Annotated in this window: 10 protein-coding genes; 5 read left to right on the top strand and 5 right to left on the bottom strand. The window is 74.3% G+C overall.

The window, feature by feature from the left end; all coding sequences use genetic code 11:
• Positions 1–42: 42 nt before the first annotated feature.
• The gene (gene lhgO, locus ABD236_RS30045) at positions 43–1,257 is read right to left on the bottom strand and encodes an L-2-hydroxyglutarate oxidase (RefSeq protein WP_425543990.1); all 1,215 of its coding nucleotides are present in this window, start codon (positions 1,255–1,257) and stop codon (positions 43–45) included.
• 63 nt (positions 1,258–1,320) lie between these two features.
• Positions 1,321–2,736, bottom strand: a complete 1,416-nt coding sequence (locus ABD236_RS30040; protein WP_344079088.1) for an NsdA family TPR-like regulatory protein — start codon at positions 2,734–2,736, stop codon at positions 1,321–1,323.
• Positions 2,737–3,467: 731 nt separating this feature from the next.
• Here ABD236_RS30040 and ABD236_RS30035 point away from each other — a divergent pair.
• Both ABD236_RS30035 and ABD236_RS30030 read left to right on the top strand, forming a co-directional pair.
• Positions 3,468–5,579: an asparagine synthase-related protein gene (locus ABD236_RS30035; protein ID WP_344079086.1), complete on the top strand. Its 2,112-nt coding sequence runs from the start codon at positions 3,468–3,470 to the stop codon at positions 5,577–5,579.
• Between the two features lie 357 nt (positions 5,580–5,936).
• The gene (locus tag ABD236_RS30030) at positions 5,937–9,119 is read left to right on the top strand and encodes an ATP-binding protein (protein ID WP_344079084.1); all 3,183 of its coding nucleotides are present in this window, start codon (positions 5,937–5,939) and stop codon (positions 9,117–9,119) included.
• Here the strand turns inward: ABD236_RS30030 and ABD236_RS30025 are convergent.
• Entirely contained in the window at positions 9,106–11,082 is a 1,977-nt protein-coding gene (locus tag ABD236_RS30025) for a sigma-70 family RNA polymerase sigma factor (protein ID WP_344079082.1), read from the bottom strand. The genes ABD236_RS30030 and ABD236_RS30025 overlap by 14 nt on opposite strands.
• Before the next feature lie 175 nt (positions 11,083–11,257).
• Complete coding sequence (locus ABD236_RS30020; RefSeq protein WP_344079079.1) at positions 11,258–12,127, bottom strand: TetR/AcrR family transcriptional regulator; 870 nt, start codon at positions 12,125–12,127, stop codon at positions 11,258–11,260.
• A gap of 323 nt (positions 12,128–12,450) precedes the next feature.
• Here ABD236_RS30020 and ABD236_RS30015 point away from each other — a divergent pair, with 323 nt between their 5' ends.
• The gene (locus ABD236_RS30015) at positions 12,451–13,905 is read left to right on the top strand and encodes an NAD(P)/FAD-dependent oxidoreductase (RefSeq protein ID WP_344079077.1); all 1,455 of its coding nucleotides are present in this window, start codon (positions 12,451–12,453) and stop codon (positions 13,903–13,905) included.
• Between the two features lie 103 nt (positions 13,906–14,008).
• On the top strand, positions 14,009–15,658 hold the full coding sequence (locus ABD236_RS30010) for an ATP-binding SpoIIE family protein phosphatase (protein ID WP_344079075.1): 1,650 nt from the start codon (positions 14,009–14,011) through the stop codon (positions 15,656–15,658).
• A gap of 9 nt (positions 15,659–15,667) precedes the next feature.
• Here ABD236_RS30010 and ABD236_RS30005 read toward each other — a convergent pair whose 3' ends face one another.
• On the bottom strand, positions 15,668–16,945 hold the full coding sequence (locus ABD236_RS30005; protein WP_344079117.1) for an MFS transporter: 1,278 nt from the start codon (positions 16,943–16,945) through the stop codon (positions 15,668–15,670).
• Positions 16,946–17,097: 152 nt separating this feature from the next.
• Here ABD236_RS30005 and ABD236_RS30000 point away from each other — a divergent pair, with 152 nt between their 5' ends.
• Entirely contained in the window at positions 17,098–17,673 is a 576-nt protein-coding gene (locus ABD236_RS30000; RefSeq protein WP_344079073.1) for a MarR family winged helix-turn-helix transcriptional regulator, read from the top strand.
• Positions 17,674–18,383: the final 710 nt, after the last annotated feature.

Genomic DNA, 18,383 nt, shown 5'->3' with positions numbered 1-18,383 from the left:
TCTACGTGCCCGGCGCGGCCCGGGCCCGCGCTGTGCCCGCCGCTACACCCGCGCCGCCTCCAGCACCCCCAGCGCCCGCCGGGCCACCTCGCGGCCGATCGGCAGGGACGCGGTGGCCGCCGGGGACGGGGCGTTCAGGACGTGGATGGTGCGCGGGGCCTCGCGGATCAGGAAGTCGTCGACCAGGGTGCCGTCGCGCAGCACCGCTTGGGCGCGCACACCCGACGGGGCCGGGCGCAGATCCGATTCCTCGACGTCGGGGAGCAGCCGGCGGACCGCCTCGGTGAAGGCGCGGCGGGACAGCGAGCGGTGGATCTCGCCCGCCCCGTACCGCCAGTGGCGGGCCGCTATGCGCCAGGTGCCGGGCCAGCTCAGGGTGGCGGCCAGCTCGGCGGGGCGGACCGTGCGCCAGTCGTAGCCCTCGCGGGCCGCGGCCGGGACCGCGTTCGGCCCGACGTGGACGCCGCCCTCGACGCCCCGGGTCAGATGCACCCCGAGGAAGGGGAACGCCGGGTCCGGCACCGGATACACCAGCCCCTTGACCAGGCCGGGCCGCGCCAGGTCGTAGTACTCGCCCCGGAACGGCACGATCCGCACCCCCGGGTCGTCCCCGGCGAGCCGCGCCACCCGGTCGCAGTGCAGACCCGCGCAGTTCACCAGCGCCCGCGCCCGGATCACCGGCCCGGTCGAGGTGAGCACGGCCACGCCCGCGTCGGGGCGGCGGGATATCCGCACCGCCTCCGTCCCGTACCGGATCTCCGCGCCGGACAGCTCGGCCAGGCGGGCGGCCACCGCCGGGTAGTCGCACACGCCGGTGGTGCCGACGTGGATCGCGGCCAGGCCCCGGACCTCCGGCTCGTACTCCACGATCTGGGCGGGGCCCAGCTCGCGGACCGGTATCCCGTTCTCCCGGCCGCGCTGGACCAGGGCGTGCAGCCGCGGCAGCTCGTCGCGCCCGGTCGCCACGATCAGCTTGCCGGTCACCTCGTGGCGGATGCCCTGCTCGGCGCAGAAGGCCACCATCTCGGCGGCGCCGCGCACCCCGTACCGCGCCTTGAGCGAGCCGGGGCGGTAGTAGATCCCGCTGTGGATGACCCCGCTGTTGCGCCCGGTCTGGTGCCGGGCCGGGCCGGCCTCCTTCTCCAGGACGGTCACGCGCGTCCCCGGCGAGGCCTGCGCGAGGGCATACGCCGTCGACAGGCCGACGATCCCGCCGCCGATCACCAGCACGTCACAGTCGTACGCGTCCACCGCCACACCTCCCACCCAGATAGTGCACTGGCCCACTGACAATGCCCGTAAACCCGTGCGGGAAGTGATCTACGCCGGGGCCACCAGGAGCGGCCGGGCCCGTTCCCGCAGCTCCACCACGCGGGGCTCGTCCCCGTAGGCCTCCAGGCGGTGCAGCAGGTCCCGTACGTACTCGGTGGTCCGCGCCGACGAGATCCGCCCGGCGACCTCCACCGCGCGCGTGCCGGCCGCGCACGCCGCGTCCAGATTGCCCGACTCCAGCTCGGCCACGGCCGAGACCACGAGCCGCAGGCCGTGCGAGCGCACGAACTCCTCGGTCGGCCGGGACAGCGCCTTCTCGGTGAAGCGGCGCACCTGGCGCGGGGCCTTCAGATCGCGGTAGCACTCGGCCGCGTCCGCCGCGAAGCGGTCATACGAGTAGAAGCCCAGCCAGGACGGGTCGGCGTCGCCGTCCCTCGAGCGCTCCAGCCACGACTCGGCGGCCTTCAGGGCGGCGCCGGCCGCGAGCGCGTCGCCCGCCTTAGCGTGCGCGCGTGCCTCGACGAGCCGGAAGAAGCTCATGGTGCGGGCGGTGGCCAGGCCCCGGTTGCGCTCGACGGCGGCCTGCGCCAGGTCCACGCCCTCGTCGGCGAAGCCCCGGTAGGTGGCCTGGAGCGACATGGAGGCCAGCACATAGCCGCCGAGCGGCACGTCGGCCGCCGCGCGCGCCAGCCGCAGCGCCTGGATGTAGTAGCGCTGGGCGGCCTCCTGCTGGCCGGTGTCGAAGGCCATCCAGCCGGCCAGTCTGGTCAGCTCCGCGGTCGCGCCGAACAGGCCCCGGCCGACCTCGTCGGAGTACGAGCCGAGCAGCAGCGGGGCCGCGTCCACCCGTAAGCACTCGGGAACCATCGACGAACGCCAGTCCCCGCCCCCGTACTTGGAGTCCCAGCGGCGGGCGTCCTCCGCCGCCTCACGGAGTTTGGCCACATCGCTGTGGCCGACCTTCAGGGGTGTCCCGGCCGCCCCGTCGTGGTCGCGCGCGACCGACGAGTCGGCGGGGGATATGAGCCAGCGGGAGGCGGGGGTCGCGTACGCGGTGACCGCGAAGGAGCCGGCCAGCGACTGCCAGATGCCGCCGCCCGCCCGCCGTCCGGCCAGGTCGAGCCGGTAGAGCTCGGTCGCGGAGCGGACCGCCTCGCCCACGTCGCGCGGGAAGGCCAGACCGACCTCGGGCGCCGGGTCGGCGTCGGCGAGTCCGATCTCGTGCAGCGGCACCGGGCGGCCGAGCTTGGCGCCGATGGCCGCTGCGATCAGATGGGGCGCGGCGCCCTGGGGGACCATTCCCTTGGAGACCCAGCGGGCCACCGAGGTCTTGTCGTAACGAAGTGTCAGACCGCGTTGCGCACCGAGGTCGTTGACCCTTCTGGCCAGTCCGGCATTGCTGATTCCCGCGAGGGCGAGAACGGTGCCGAGCTTCTCGTTCGGCCCGCGTTGCTCCCTGGACATGCGCCACCCCTCGACACAGACGGCGTCCCCCGGGGCCGCGCCCCGGGGTCCGTGCGGCCGCACAATCGTGTGGCCGTGCCCCCAGGAATATGCCGCCCGCGGAGAACAGCAGTGCACCCAGCGTAGTTCGCCGCATCCCGACCGTTAAGAGGCGGTGTTCCGGATGGCGAGATTGTTTTCCGCGCGGACGAGTGGGGCCGCCGTGCGTGTGCTCCGGGTGTGTGGCCGTGCGCGGTGCGTGCGCTCTGGCCCGCCCGGGGCGGGGAGCGCTTCCATGTCAGGTGCGTGGGTCGGCCCGCTGAACTGGATCCAGTGGGCTGGGGGACACCGTCGCCTCAATCCCCGCGGGCGGCGGACCGGTCCGGGAGGCGGAGAGCGCCTCCCGGACTGTGGGTCCTGTGTGCCGGTTCCGCTGCCGGTTTCATGCCCGCTCCGGGGTGCCGGCCACGCGCCCCCCGGGCGAAGTTGGCCGAAAATAGTCGGTCCTTCCGGGGCTGGGAACGCCGCATCCGCCCGGCTGAGGAGCTGTCAATCGGCCATCCGCAGGGGCGCGTTCACTTTTTGCGCGCGCTACCCCGAGGCCCCTCCCGCACGCCATTGTCATGGCAGCATGGTCCCGAGCGCCCTCGGAACCGCCCGCACCCACCCCGCCGTCACGTCCGCGTACGGCCGGTGCCGGTGCCGGCCCGTCGGCGCGGGCGACGGGTTGTCCACAGGCTGTGGAGGCGGCGATGCGGTGGCTGGTGGGCTGGAGCAGTGTCGCCGCGCGGTTCGGTGCCGTGGGGACGGCCGGCGCCCTGGGCGCGCCCGAGGAGGGGCGCACGGTGCACCCGGTCGGCTCCCAGCTGCTGTGGGGCGACCCCGACCCGCTCTGGGCGGTCGGCGACTGGCGGCCCGACGAGATCCGCGTGGTCAGCGTGGGGGCGGACACCCGGCTCGCGGTCCTGGGCTGCTGCGCCGCCAGTGACGAGGAGCTGCGGGTAGGGCTGTTCGCGGCACGCGGGGGCGCACTGCGGCACCTTTCGGCGTGGCCGGGCAGCTATACGGCGGTTGCCCAGGTCGGCCGCCGGGTCACTGTCGTCGGCGACCTGGCCGGTGCCCGCCCCGTCTTCTACACGCCCTGGGCGAGCGGCACCGCGTACGCCACGGCCGCCCTGCCGCTCGCCGACCTCATCGAAGCCCAGCTGGACATCGGCCACTTGGCGGCCCTGCTCGCCTGCCCCGACGTACCCGAGGCGCTCGGCGACTCCACCCCCTACGCGGGGGTGCGGCGCATCCCGCCCGGCCACGCGCTGGTGCTGCGGGAGGGCTCGCGGGAGATCACCGGGTACGAGCCGGTCGCCTCGCTCGCCGTCGCCGCCGCCCAGGTGGACGAGGAGAGCGCGGTCAACGGCGTACGGGAGGCGCTGGTCGCGGCCGTACGGGCCAGGCTCACCGCGCCCCGGCACGCCCCCGAGACGCTGCCGCAGGACCCCGGGCCGGTGCCCGGCATGGGCCCCGCCGAGCGGCGCGCCGCGCGCGGGGGCCCGGCGCCCGGCATCGGCGCCGACCTCTCCGGCGGGCCGGCCTCGGCCACCCTCGCCCTGCTCGCCGCCGGGCTGCCCGGCAACCCCGGCACGGTGCTCGGCCACGGCACCGGCGCGGGCGAACGGCTTCTCGCGGTCACCTTCAACGACCTCGCGGTGCCCGGCCGGCGCGGCGAGGCGGAGCTGGAGCGGGCCGGGGCGATCGCGGCCAACCCGCGGCTGCACCACGTGGTGGTGGCGGGCGACGAGGAGAGCCTGCCGTACGCGGAGCTGGCCGGCCCGCTCACCGACGAGCCCGGCCCGTCCCTGGTCATGGCCGACCGCCACCGGCGCAGACTCGCCGCGGGCAGCGCGGACCACTTCACCGGCAGCGGGGCGCGCCAGGTCCTGGACGCGCACCCGGCGCGCCTGGCCGACCTCCTGATGGACCGGCAGCGCCGCCACTTCCTGCGCCCGGCGGCCGCCCTCGCCAAGGCGGGCGGCCCCTCCGCGCACTCCCTCTTCGTGCCGCTGACGGTGTACCGGGCGGCGCGGAAGCTGGCGCGTACGCCCTACCGGACGGGCATCGAGTCGGCGGCGGAACGGCTGCGCCGGGACACGGACCTCGTCGACGCGGCGGCCGAGACCCCGCTGGACGCCTCGCTGGCGTCCCTGGCCTGGACGCGGCCCGGCCCCGCGGCGCGCTGGCTCACCGGGGAGGCGCTGGCTGAAGTATCGATCCGGCTGATGGCGTCGGCGACGCGCCCGGCGACGGTGCTGCGGCCGGGGGAGGCGCGGGCCCGGGCGGCGCTGGCGCGCTACGCCGCCGACCACCGCGTCCTGGAGCAGGCCGCCGAGATCCGCAGCCAGCGGCTGCACGCGCCGTTCCTGGACAACCAAGTGGTACGGGCGTGCCGCGCGCTGCCCGAGGCGGTACGGGTGCAGCCGGGGGCACGGGCGGCGATCCTGCGTACGGTGCTGGCGGGTTCCGGGGTCCGCGATCTGCCTCCCGGCTGGGGCGCCACCTCCCACGCATCCTCCACGGCGGCGGTCCGGGCGGGTCTGCGCCGCGCGATCGACCCCCTGATCGCGCTCTTCGAGGCCCCGCTGCTCGCCGACGCGGGCCTGATCGAGGCCCGCACGGTCCGCCGCGCCCTGCGCGCGGCGGCCTCCGGCGAACGCCTCCCGCTCGACGGCCTGGCGGACCTGATCTCCACGGAGCTGTGGCTACGGCGGCTGCTGTCCCGCCGGGGGACGTGCTGGACGGGGACGGCTGCGCCGAAGCAGCGGGCGGTAGCGGGCGGCATAACCCCGTCCCGCCCACCGCTGCGGGCCTGACGAACCCCCACCCCGCCCCTTCCCTAAACCCTCCGGGGGTGGGCGGGGGGTTGAGCTGGTCTCCCGGGGCGGGGCCTGCGGCCCCTGCACCCCGCTTCACGTTCGCCTGCGGACCGTGGCCGGTTGCTCGCGCAGTTCCCCGCGCCCCTGAGGTAGTCGGCCGCAGCCGGGAAACGCAGCTCAGCCACAGGCTTTTAGGGGCGCGGGGAACTGCGCGAGCAACCCACCACTCACCCGCGGACGAAGGCCGGACCCCGGGGCGAAGCCTGCGGCCGCCCGCCAGAGGGCTTACGGGAAGGGGCGGGGCGGGGAGAAAAGCGCGCCGCAGGCGGAGAGTGCCCGAGACACAATGCATCCGTGCGGTACCGAATCCTGGGCGCCACAGAGGCGCAAGACGACCACGGCCAAGACGTCCCCCTGGGGGGACCCCGGCTGCGCGCCCTCCTCACCGCCCTCGCAGCCGCAGCGGACCACCCCACCCCCCTCCCCCCGCACACCCTCATCGACGACGTCTGGCCGCAAGAGACGCCGCACGACGCCCCCGCCGCCCTCCAGGCCCTCGTCGGCCGCCTCCGAAAAGCGCTCGGCCGCGACGCCGTCGTCTCGGAGGCCGGCGGCTACCGGCTCGCCGTCGAGTCCCCCCACGACGTCGACCTGTTCGCGTTCGAGCACGAGGCCCGCACCGGCGAACGCCGGCTCGCGGAGGGGGACCCCGAGACCGCCGCCGCGACCCTGCGCACCGCCCTCGCCATGTGGCGCGGCCCCGCCCTCGCCGACCTCCCCGACCGCACCGCGGCCGCCGCCCGCGCCGAGGAGCGGCGGTTCACCGCGCTGCGCCACCGCATCGAGGCGGACCTCGGGCGCGGCGCCACCGCCGACCTCCCCGCCGAGCTCACCGCGCTGATCGAGACCCGCCCGTACGACGAACCCCTGCACGCCCAGCTGATCCGCGCCCTGCGTGCCGAGGGGCGTACGGCCGACGCGCTGCTGGCGTTCGAGGCCGCCCGCCGCACCCTCGCCGACACCCTCGGCACCGACCCCGGCCCGGAGCTGGCCGCGCTCCACCGGGAACTCCTCAACCCCGTACCGCAGGAGGCGACCGGCAACCTGCGCCCCCGGCTCACCTCCTTCGTCGGCCGCGAGCCCGAACTCGCCGCGATCCGGGACGACCTGGCGGCGCACCGGCTGGTCACCCTCACAGGCCCCGGCGGGTCCGGAAAGACCCGCCTCGCCGAGGAGGCCGCGCACACCCACGCCTGGCTCGTGGAGCTCGCCCCGCTCGACCACCCGGACGCCGTCCCCGGCGCCGTGGTCTCCGCGCTCGGGCTGCGCGAGACCGCCCTGCTCGGCCGGGACGGCCAGCCGCACCCCGACGACCCCGTCGCCCGGCTGGTCGACCACTTCGCGGACGCGCCGGTGCTGCTCGTCCTCGACAACTGCGAGCACGTCATCGACGCGGCCGCCCACCTCGCCGAGACCCTGCTGACGCGCTGCCCGGCGCTGCGGATCCTCGCCACCAGCCGCGAGCCCCTGGGGGTGCCCGGCGAGCGGGTCCGGCCGGTCGAGCCGCTGCCGCCCGGCCCCGCGCACCGCCTCTTCACCGAGCGCGCCCGTACCGTACGACCCGACTTCGACCCGGCCGAGGACCCCGAGGCCATCGCCGAGATCTGCCGACGGCTCGACGGGCTGCCGCTGGCGATCGAGCTGGCCGCCGCCCGGCTGCGGCTGCTCTCCCCGCGCCAGATCGCGGACCGGCTCGACGACCGCTTCCGCCTACTGACCAGCGGAAGCCGTACCGTACTGCCCCGCCAGCAGACCCTGCGCGCGGTCGTCGACTGGTCCTGGGAGCTGCTGGACGAGCGCGAGCGCGCGGTGCTGCGGCGCGCCTCCGTCTTCGCCGGCGGCTGGGACCTGGCCGCCGCCCAGGCCGTCTGCGGCTCGACCGACGACCTCGCGGCCCTCGTCGACAAGTCCCTGGTGCTGGCCGAACCGGAGCCGGACACCGGCGGCATGCGCTACCGGCTCCTGGAGACCATCCACGAGTACGCCGCCGAGCGCGCGGCCGAGACCCCCGAGCTGCTCGCCGCCGCCGCCCGCGCCCACACCGCGTACTACCGCGAACTGGCCCAGCAGGCCGACCCGCAGCTGCGCTCGCACGGGCAGCTCGCCTGGATCCGCCGTCTGGAGCGCGAGCTGGACAACTTCCGGGCCGCGCTGCACCGCGTCACCGCCACCGCTCCCGACCCCGCCGAGGCCCGCGAACTCGCCCTCGCCCTGGGCTGGTTCTGGTGTCTGCGCAACTACCGCGCCGAGGGCGTGGCATGGGTCGACCGCGTCCTCGCCCAGGAGGGCGAGGCGGTGAGCGGCCCGGACGACCCCCGCTACTGGCCGTGTATGCGGCTCTCCCTGCTGCGGATCTTCCTCATGGAGGAGTCCGGCTCGGGCGAGCGGCTGCGCCGCGCCGAGACCCTGGCGGAGATGGAGCGGCTGCGCGAGGCCTTCGCGCCGGGCGGGCCGCAGGCGGCGAGCTTTCCGGGGCTGCTCTGGCCGATGGCCGCGTTCCTCACCCGCACCGCCGCGCAGGTGCGCGAGTCGGTGGACTCCGTCGTCGCCAACTGCCGTAAGTACGGCGGCGACTGGGAGATCGCCGTCAGCCTCATGTTCCGTACCCACATGGTCATCGACATGCCCGGCGGCACCTGGGACGTCGACGCCGACCTCGCCGAGCTGCGCACACTCGGCCGCCGCATCGGCGACCGCTGGATGCGGGCCCAGGTGGCGACCGCCGCCGGGGAGGCGGCGATGATGCGCGGGCTGCCCGCGCAGGCCCGGCCGGAGTACGAGGAGGCGCTCGGCCTCGCCCGCGAGGTCGGCGCCCACGGCGAGGCGCCGTATCTGCTGGCCCGGATCGCCGAACTCACCTATCGCTCGGGCGATGCGGCGCAGGCGGAGAAGATGCTCGCCGAGGCCGAGGCGGAGGCCGTGCGCTACCGGGTCTTCGACACCCGCTCCTACATCCACTACATCCGCGCCTGTATGGCCCTCGACGCCGGTGACACGGCCACCGCGCGCGCCGAGTGCGACGCGGCCCACGAGGAGAGCGCCCGCACCACTCCGCCGCCCCACTTCCGCGCGATCCTGGAGGGCCTCGAAGCCCGGGTCGCGGCGCTCGAGTCGGGCCCGGCCGCCGGGGTGCGCGGACTGGCCTCGGCGCTGCGCTCCGCGGAGGACGCGGGCTGCGCCGCGATCCTCCGCGCCCACTTCGCGGAGGGCGCCGCCCGGCTGCTGCCCGATCTCGGCGAGACCGCCCTGACCGTACGGGTGGCGGCCGCGGCCGAGGCCTGGCGCGCCGGGATCCCCCTGTGGGCCCCGGACCGCGCCGCCCTGGACGCCCTGCGCGCCCGCCTCCTCGACGAGCTGGACCCCCGGGCCTACGAGCAGGAGCGCGCGGCCGGGTCCGCGCTCAGCACGCTGGAGGTCGCGGAGCTGCTGGAGGCGGTCGTCGGCGGCCCGTCCGGCGCGTCGACTAACGGCAGTTGATGACCGACTTCGCCCAGTCCGCCAGCGCCACCGAACCGAACGGCGTGTGCGGGTCGACCACCAGACGGATCGTGCGGTGCCCGGTGAGGTCGGCGTGGACCGGCACCGCCGGGTCCCCGCCGCGCATCACGGGCGAGCGCCACAGCAGGGTCCGGTCGCCGTACACCGAGAACCGCACCGCGCCAAGACCCATGGTCAGGTCGTCGACCCCGGCGAACGCGTCATAGCTGGAGCACTTCCGGTTGAGGTCGATGGTCACGGCCGAGCGGGCGTGCACGGTCACCCCGTGGCTGTACGACCTGCCGTCGATCTCCATGCCCCAGCGCTGCCACAGCCAGCTGGACGCGCCGAGCCGCACCTCCGGCTTGGTGTGGTCGCCGAACGTCCCGTACTGGAGCCGGTTGACCTGGAAGACCGTCGCCGGAGGGGGCGGCGGGGGAGGGGGCGGCGTCGGCTTGGGCGGCGGTGTGGGCCTGGGCGACGGTTTGGGCGGGGCGGGCTTCGGCTTGGGCTTCGGCTGGGGCTTCGGCGGCGCGGGCTCGGGCGGCTTGGGCGCGGGCTTCTTCGGCGGCGGCGGTACGGGCGCGGGCGGCGCGGGAGGTTCCGGCGCGGGGGAGGGCGGCGGCTTCTGAGGGACCATCGGCACCACGGCCGGCGGCTTGACCTCGGGCTTCGCCACCGGCTTGGTCTCGCCTCCGCTGAGCGCGAAGACCACGCCTGCGGCCACCGCGACGGCGACCGCCGCCGCGATACCCGCCTTGGCGGGGGCGCCGAGGCCCTCGGAGGCGGCGGCCCCACCGGCCGCGCCCCCCGACGAACTCCCGCCGGTGGCCGCCGCGGCGGCTCCCGCACCGGCGGCTCCGGCGGCACCTCCGGCCACCAGGCCCGCGGCCTTGAGCGAGTACCCGGCGGCGAACCAGCCGACCACCGCGACCGGCAGCAGCGCGGGGATCCCGGCGTTGACGTCCTTGAGCTCGACGACCGCCACCCGGCACTTGGCGCACTCCTCCAGGTGCTTGCTCAGGCCCCGCTCGGCCCGCACCCGCAGTCCACCGCGCGCGTACGCCCCGAGCCGGTCCGCGTAGCGCGCGCAGTCGCCGCCCTCGGTGAGCGCGGTGGAGACATGCGCCTGGAGATACGCCTGCTTGAGGCCCTCCCGGGCCCGGCTGGCCAGCACCGCCGTGGCGTTGGCGGACAGCCCGAACAGCGGGGCGATCTCGCTGGGCGACTCCTCCTCGACCGTGGTGTGCCACAGCACCGCCTGCCAGCGCTCCGGCAGCGACCGGAACGCCTGCATGGCCAGCGACTGCTCGGCCTCGTGCATCGCCCGGACGTCCGCGCCGAGGTCGACCGTGTCGTCGTCCCTGCCGTCCGAGGTACGGGCGGCCTGGTCGGCGAAGAGCGCGAAGTCCTCGACCAGTTGCTCCCGCTTCGCCGTCTTCGTCCAGGAGGCGGCGACCCGGCGCACGGTGGTCATCAGATACGCACGCACGGCTTGCTCGGGCCCGGCGCCGCCGCGCACCGCCTGGAGCGTACGGGCGAAGACCTCGGCGGTGAGGTCGTCGGCGGTGTGCGCGTCCCGGCAGCAGCTGCGGGCGTACCGGCGGACCGCGTCCGAGTGGCGGCGGAACAGCTCCTCGTACGCGGTGTCGTCGCCCGCCCGCAACCGCTGGATCAGCTCGGCGTCGGCGACCGTGGGCCCGCCGGTGACCCGCTCGCGCTGCTGCGGGACACCGGGGACGGACTCGGTCGGGACGTCGGAGGGCGCGCCGGTGGGTGCGCCGGTGGAGGGCGCGCCGGGCTCCTCGGCGGGGCGCCACGGCCCGGGCAGCACGGTTCCGCCGGGCTCGTCCCCGGCGTCCGCACGGTCACCCGGTCCGGCCTGGTTCGGCACCTGCCGCGCGGGCCGGCCGTCCGGCTCGGTGTTGCTGCCGCCGAGCTCGTCCCGCCCCTCAACGTTCATCGCGGAAGCCCCCGTCAGCACGCATCGACCCGACCACGGGCCAAGCGTCCCACAGAGCCCCACACCCGAGGAGCCCACCTCACGCCAACCACCCGATAGTGGAACCCGCCCCGAAGGAGCCTGCCCCGAAGGAGCCCGCCCCGGACCGGGGCGGGCCCGTGCTCTGGGTCGCGCCCTACCGGACCGGCCGGGACCGCAGCCCCTCCAGCAGGATGTCGAGCAGCCGGGCAGATGCCGCGGCCTGCTGGTGCGGGTCCGGCAGCGACGGCGCCGCGGTGGCTATCACCAGCAGCACATCGGCCACGGTCACATCGCCCCGCAGCTCACCCGCCTCCCGGGCCCGGTCCACCAGCTGCCCGACCACCGCGAGCAGTTCGGCCGCCCCCGCGTCGTCCAGCTCGTCCACCGCGGCCGTGCGCGGCTCGACGACCCGCAGGTCGGGCACGACGGGCGCACCCGCGAGCCCGGCCTGGCGCTGCTGCGGCACCCGCACCTCGGTGGCGGCGGGTACGGAGGCCGACGCGGCCGGCGACTCGACGGATTCGAGCACGGGCACCGGTCCTGATCCGGTCCCGCCGCCCACCGCCGACTCCTCGGCGTCCACGTCCACCCCGACGCGCAGCACCTGCGGCGGCAGCAGCCGCCCGGCGCCCGACGCCACCGAGGTGCGCAGGAAGCGGGAGAGCGCCGACCAGGGCTCCTCCTCCTGGCCCAGCGCGGTGCGCGCCTGGTCGGTGAGACGCGCGGTCTCCTCCTCGGCTATCCGCCGCACCAGCACGTCCTTGCTGGGAAAGCGCCGGTAGACCGTGCCCACGCCGACGCGGGCGCGGCGCGCCACGTCCTCCATCGGCGCGCCGTACCCCAGCTCGCCGAAGACCTCGCGCGCGGCGCGCAGCACATGCTCCAGATTGCGCTGGGCGTCCACCCGCAGCGGCGCGGAGCGGGCAGCGGAAGCGCTCCCACCACCGCCGACCGCGCCCACACGTCCATTGCCGTCCGCCGACGCGACGACGGCGGACTGCCAATGAGAGTCCTGAATATGCATAACCGTTCCCCCGGTAATGACGTCTCCCCCCGGAGACTCCCCGCCCTGACAGTCGGGTGGCCGGACCCGACACCCCGACGAGGTACGAACATAGTTGAGCCGGAGTCAATTCAGAAGGGGGTTGTTCCGCACGGTGTGCCCCCCGATCGGAGCAAGGACCGGAACCTTCCCGATTCGGCCCCCCACGCCGCCCCTATGTCCCCGCCCTGACCTGCACGTTCTCCCCAACTGGCGGGAAATACCAGCACCTGTTCCGGCCACATCCGTCAGTCACACAATTTGCCGGGCCTGTGGACAAACCCCGGTGTCCGATGCCTCATGGGATGGTGAAGGCTGCGATCAATCGGGGGCCGAGCCCCGAACCACCGCCCGGCACGCGCATTCTCGTCGTCGGCGGCGGCTACGTCGGGATGTACACGGCGCTGCGTCTCCAGCGCGAGCTCAAGGCACAGCTGCGCGACGGCCGGGTGGGGATCACGGTGGTCGCCCCCGACCCGTACATGACGTACCAGCCGTTCCTGCCGGAGGCCGCCGCCGGGTCCATCTCGCCCCGCCATGTCGTGGTGCCGCTGCGCCGCGTCCTGGACCGCTGCCACATCGTCATCGGCGAGGCCCGGAGCATCGACCACGCGGCGCGGACCGCGACCGTCACCACCCTCGCCACCGACGAGGAGGGCACCGGCCCGGTCGAGATCGGCTACGACGAACTCGTCCTCGCGCCCGGCTCGATCTCACGCACCCTGCCGGTCCCCGGCCTGGCCGACTACGCCATCGGCTTCAAGACCGTCGAAGAGGCCATCGGCCTGCGCAACCACGTCATCGAGCAGATGGACATCGCCTCCTCCACCCGCGACCCCGCCGTCCGCGACGCGGCCCTCACCTTCGTCTTTGTCGGCGGCGGCTACGCGGGCGTGGAGGCGCTCGCCGAGCTGGAGGACATGGCCCGCTACACCGCGCGGTACTACCACAACATCAAGCCCGAGGACCTGAAGTGGATCCTCGTGGAGGCCAGCGACCGCATCCTGCCCGAGGTCGGCGAGGAGATGGGCAGGTACGCCATCCGCGAGCTGCGCGGCCGCAACATCGACGTACGCCTCCAGACGCGCCTCGACTCCTGCGAGAACCGGGTCGCGGTCCTCAGCGACGGCGCCCGCTTCCCCACCCGTACGGTCGTGTGGACCGCCGGGGTCAAGCCCGCGCCGCTGCTCGCCGCCACCGATCTGCCGCTCAACGAGCGCGGCCGCCTCAGGTGCACGGCGAAGCTCCAGGTGGAGGGCGCCGAGCACGCCTGGGCGGCCGGGGACGCGGCCGCCGTGCCGGACGTCACCGCCGAGGAGAAGGACAAGGAGTGCGCGCCCAACGCGCAGCACGCGGTGCGCCAGGCCAAGACGCTCGCCGAGAACGTCACCGCGTCCGTCGAGGGCCGGCCGCTGCGCGAGTACGCGCACAAGTACGTGGGCTCGGTCGCCTCCCTCGGCCTCCACAAGGGCGTCGCCCATGTCTACGGCCGCAAGCTCAAGGGCTACCCCGCCTGGTTCATGCACCGCGCCTACCACCTGAGCCGTGTCCCCACCTTCAACCGCAAGGCGCGCGTGCTCGCCGAATGGACGCTCGCGGGCCTGTTCAAACGGGAGATCGTCTCGCTCGGCTCGCTGGAGCACCCGCGCGCCGAGTTCGAGCTGGCGGCGGGCGGGGGCCCGGCGAAACCGGCGGCGGGACCGGGCCCCGAGCCGGGCCCCGATCCCGGTCCCAAGGGGCCCGGCGGCAAGGAGAACTGACGGTTGTCAGTGCGGTCCGTCACACTGGACGTGTGACCATAGGTGGGCCCACACCTGCACAGAGTGACCCCAGCAGCCAGCGACACACGAGGCCAAGAGATCCGTGAACTTCACGCGTTGGAGCGCCCGGCTCCCCGGTACGCAGCGCCGCGCCGCCGCACGGACCGACCGGGGCTCCGTGCCCGCCGCACGCGGTGAGTGCGGTCCGGGACCCGACACCTGGCCGGACGAGGAGGCGGACGGCCCGGCGGCGCCCGCCCTGGAGGAGCTGTCGGTGCGCCAGCTCCTCGGCCGGCTCCCGGCCCTCGCCGCCCTGGTCTACGGCCCGGAGCACCGCGTGGCGTACGTGAACGACGCGTACGCGACGACGTTCGGCCCCCGCCCCGTGGGCGCCCCCGCCGCCAAGGTCCTGCCCGAGCTGGACGAGCTGGGCCTGCTCCCCCTGATGGACCAGGTGCTGCGCAGCGGCAAGCCGCGTACGGTCAAGTCCCGCAAGGCCCAGGGCGGCGGGTCGTACACGGTCACCTGCACCCCGGTCGAGCTCCCCGCGCGCGGGGCGGCGGGCGGCGGGGTGCTCGTCTTCGCCGCCGACGTCACCGACCACGCCGAGGCCGCCGAGCGGCTGCGCGCCAGCGAGCGCCGGCACCGCGAGACCGCCGTCACCCTCCAGCGCTCGCTGCTCCCCCAGGAGCTGGAGCAGCCCGACGACCTGCGGGTCGCCGCCACGTACCAGCCGGGCGGCACGGACGCGGCGGTCGGCGGCGACTGGTACGACGTGATCACCCTGGGCGCCGGGCGCACGGCGCTGGTGATCGGGGACGTGATGGGGCGCGGGGTCCGCGCGGCCGCCGTGATGGGCCAGCTGCGGACGGCGGTGCGGGCGTACGCGCGCCTGGACCTGCCCCCGCACGAGGTGCTCCAGCTGCTCGACGGGCTGGCCACCGAGATCGACGCCAGCCAGATCGCCACCTGCCTCTACGCCGTCCACGACCCCAACGAGGGCCGTCTGGTCTACGCCTCGGCGGGCCACCTGCCCCTGCTCGTACGGCACGCGGACGGCAGCGTGCACCGCGCGGCCGACCCGACCGGGCCCCCGCTGGGCACCGGCGGCTGGCTGCACACCTCGGGCACCATCGCCCTGCCGCCCGGCGCGACCGCCGTCCTCTACACGGACGGTCTGGTCGAGCGCAGGGGAGAGGACATCGACGAGGGCGTCGCCGCCCTGGAGCGCGCGCTGTCCGGGGCGGTCGGCACCCCGCAGGTCGTCTGCGACCGGCTGATCCGCTCCCTGGGGGTGACCGCCGAGCACGACGACGACGTGGCGGTCCTGGTCCTCCAGCACCCGGCGCGCACCGGGCCGGCCGCCGAGCTGTTCCACAACGCGGCGCTCGACCTCCTCGGAGGCGTGGAAGCCGCGCCACGCGCGCGTGCCTTCGCGTCGGGGGTCCTCGCCTCCTGGCGCTTCCCGGTCGAGCTGCGCGACCTGGGCGTGCTGGCCGCGAGCGAGCTGGTGGCCAACTCGCTCCAGCACGGCACCCCGCCAATGCGGCTGCGGCTGCGCCGCACCGACCGGCGGCTGATCATCGAGGTGACGGACGGCGACGACCATCTGCCGCGCCGCCGCCGCGCCGAGCCCGGGGACGAGTCAGGACGAGGCATCTCGATCGTCGCGACGATCGCCTCGTCCTGGGGTTCGCGCCGCACACCGGGCGGCGGCAAGGCGGTGTGGTGCGAGTTCGCCCTGCCGGGCTAGGCGTGTCTTTCAGGCAGCGACCTGCTCCTGCTCGCTCTTGTGGACCGCCACGACACGGGAAGCGTGCGCCGCGTGCGCCGGGTGGTCCTGGGCGAGGGTGAGCCCCCGGCCGAGCCGCAGCGCCAGCACGGTGATGCCGAGCGAGAACAGAATGAAGGTCACGATGTACGGGCCGTGCAGCGTCGCCCCCATCGGCCCGCCCACGAACGGGCCGAGTGCCAGCGCCATCTGCTTGACCAGCGCGAACGCCGAGTTGTACTGCCCGACCATCGCCTCGGGCGCCAGGTCCGCGACGAGCGGCGCCACGGTCGGCGACAGCATCGCCTCACCGAGCCCGAAGAGCGCGTACGTGGAGATGAACGCGGCGGTCGCCATGGTCTGGCTGCCGTGGCCGAGCCCCGCGTACCCGGCGAAGAGCCAGGCCACGGTCCAGATGATGCCCACCGAGGCGATCACACGGCTGCGCCGGCGGCGCTCGACGAAGCGCAGCACCAGGAACTGGGCGACCACGATGACGGCCGTGTTGGCGGCCAGGGCGATGCCCAGGGTCGACGGCTCGATCCCGGCGGCCTCGGTGCCGTACGCCGCCAGACCCGACTCGAACTGCCCGTAGCAGGCGAAGAACAGCACGAAGCCGAGGACGCAGAGCTGGAGCATGGCGCGGTGCCCGAGCACGGCCCGGAAGCCGCCGCCCTTGCCGCCCTTGGGGCGGGCGTCCGCGATGGCCGCGTTGCGCGGCAGCTTCACGGACAGCGCGATGGCGGCGAGGACCAGGAACATCGCGGCTTCGATGGCGAAGAGCAGGACGAAGGACGACGGACGGCTCTCGTCGACGATCTGGCCGCCGAAGAGCCCGCCGATCCCGAGCCCGAGGTTCTGCAGGAAGAACTGCATGGCGAAGGCACGCGTACGGGAGGTCGGCGAGGACGACCACACGATCATGGTGGCGAGCGCGGGCTGCATGACGGCGGTGCCCGCGCCGAGCAGCGCGGCCGACCCGAGCACGGCCACCAGGTTGGTGGCGAGCCCCAGCGCCATCGCGCCCACGGCGGCGGCCACGGCGGCGCCGACCAGGACGGGCAGGGGGCCGCGCCGGTCGATGACCCGGCCGGTGAAGAGCAGCGCGACGAGCGCGGCCAGGGCGAAGACGCCGAGGACGATCCCGGCCCAGAAGGAGCCGAGCCCTCGCACCGTCGCCACGTAGATGTACAGATACGGAACGGTGAACCCGAGTCCGAACGCGCTCAGCGCGTTCCCCGCCTGGATCCGGCGCATCGCCGCGCCCATCACCTTGGTCACACTCACCACCTTGAGGTCTCGAAGTGGAAGTCCTCGAACCTGAAGGTCTCAGGACCGAAGACTTCAACACTAAAGTTAGAACCTCAACAATACACACTCAAGGACTTAGAAGCCAACGCACCCCGTGCGATACTCGCGGCATGGCTGAGACCACCGAGCCCGGCGGGCCCACCGGCCCCTCCGGCCCTGAGGAGCCGACCCTCGACGAGCAGATCGCGGCGTACCAGCGCGAGTTCCGCGACCTGGACCCCCAGGTCGAGAAGGTCGTCTCCGCCCTGGGACGGCTGAACCGACGGATGAACGTGGCGTACGGACGCCAGGTCGCCGCGCTCGGCATCAGCAACGCCGAGTGGGAGGTCCTGAAGACCCTCGTCCTAGCGGGCAAGCCCTACCGGCTCGGCCCGGGCGAGCTGGCCAAGCGCCTCGGCCTCACGCCGGCCGCGATGACCCACCGCATCGACCGCATGGCGGGCGAGGGCCTGGTCACGCGCGACCGGGACGAGAACAACCGGGTGCGTGTCATCGTCGAGCTGACGGACGAGGGGCGGACGAAGTGGCTGGAGGCCATGGAGATGGCCACCGACTTCGAGGAGGACCTGCTCCAGGACCTCACCCCGGACGAGCGCGGCTCCCTCGGCGAGATGCTGATCCGCCTGCTGCGACGGGTGGAGCACGCCCAGCCGGACGCCGGGGGACGGCTGACGGACCTGGACTGACGGGGCTGGACTGCCGGACCTGGACCCGGACCTGGACTGCCGGGGTGGGGCTGACAGCCTGGGTCGGTGGCCGCGGGCGACCCGTGAATATGGGTTGACAGGCTCGGGCCGACCAGGGTTGACATCGCCTGAGCAGGCCCGTAAGGTTCTTCGAGTTGTCACGGAGCCGGAACGGTTCTGCGACAGCCGTCCGCCGCAGATTTGCGGCAACCCCATCTCAGTACGACCTCCCGATCGGGATGAATTTCGGCATGCCGAATTCCATTTCGAAGAGGGGTTGGATGGATCGGCCGGCCCGATTAGGAGCCGCCCGGGAAATCCGCTAGAGTTTGGGACGTCGGAACGGCCCAACAGCCGGGAAGACAAACCGACTTGACCCGGGAGACCGGAAATCAGGACCGAAAGGATCTGATAGAGTCGGAACCGCCGGAAGGCCGAAAGGCCGGAAAGCACCGAGGAAATCGGATCGGAAAACGATCTGATAGAGTCGGAAACGAAGGAAGCGCCCGGAGGGCCCGGAAACGGGAACAAAGGAAGCGTCCGTACCTTGAGAACTCAACAGCGTGCCAAAAGTCAACGCCAGATTGACAACCCCGGCCCACCGCTTGTCGGTTGGGTTGGAGGTTCCTTTGAAAAGTCCTGCTGATCGTTTCGATCGGTAGGCAACAACACAGCGAGGACGCTGAGGACGACTGGTCATATTCCGACCT

This window comes from Streptomyces crystallinus, assembly GCF_039521265.1.
Classification (GTDB): Bacteria; Actinomycetota; Actinomycetes; order Streptomycetales; family Streptomycetaceae; genus Streptomyces; species Streptomyces crystallinus.
Note: the sequence above shows the minus strand (reverse complement) of the source record. Positions and strands in the feature narration are given on the sequence as shown.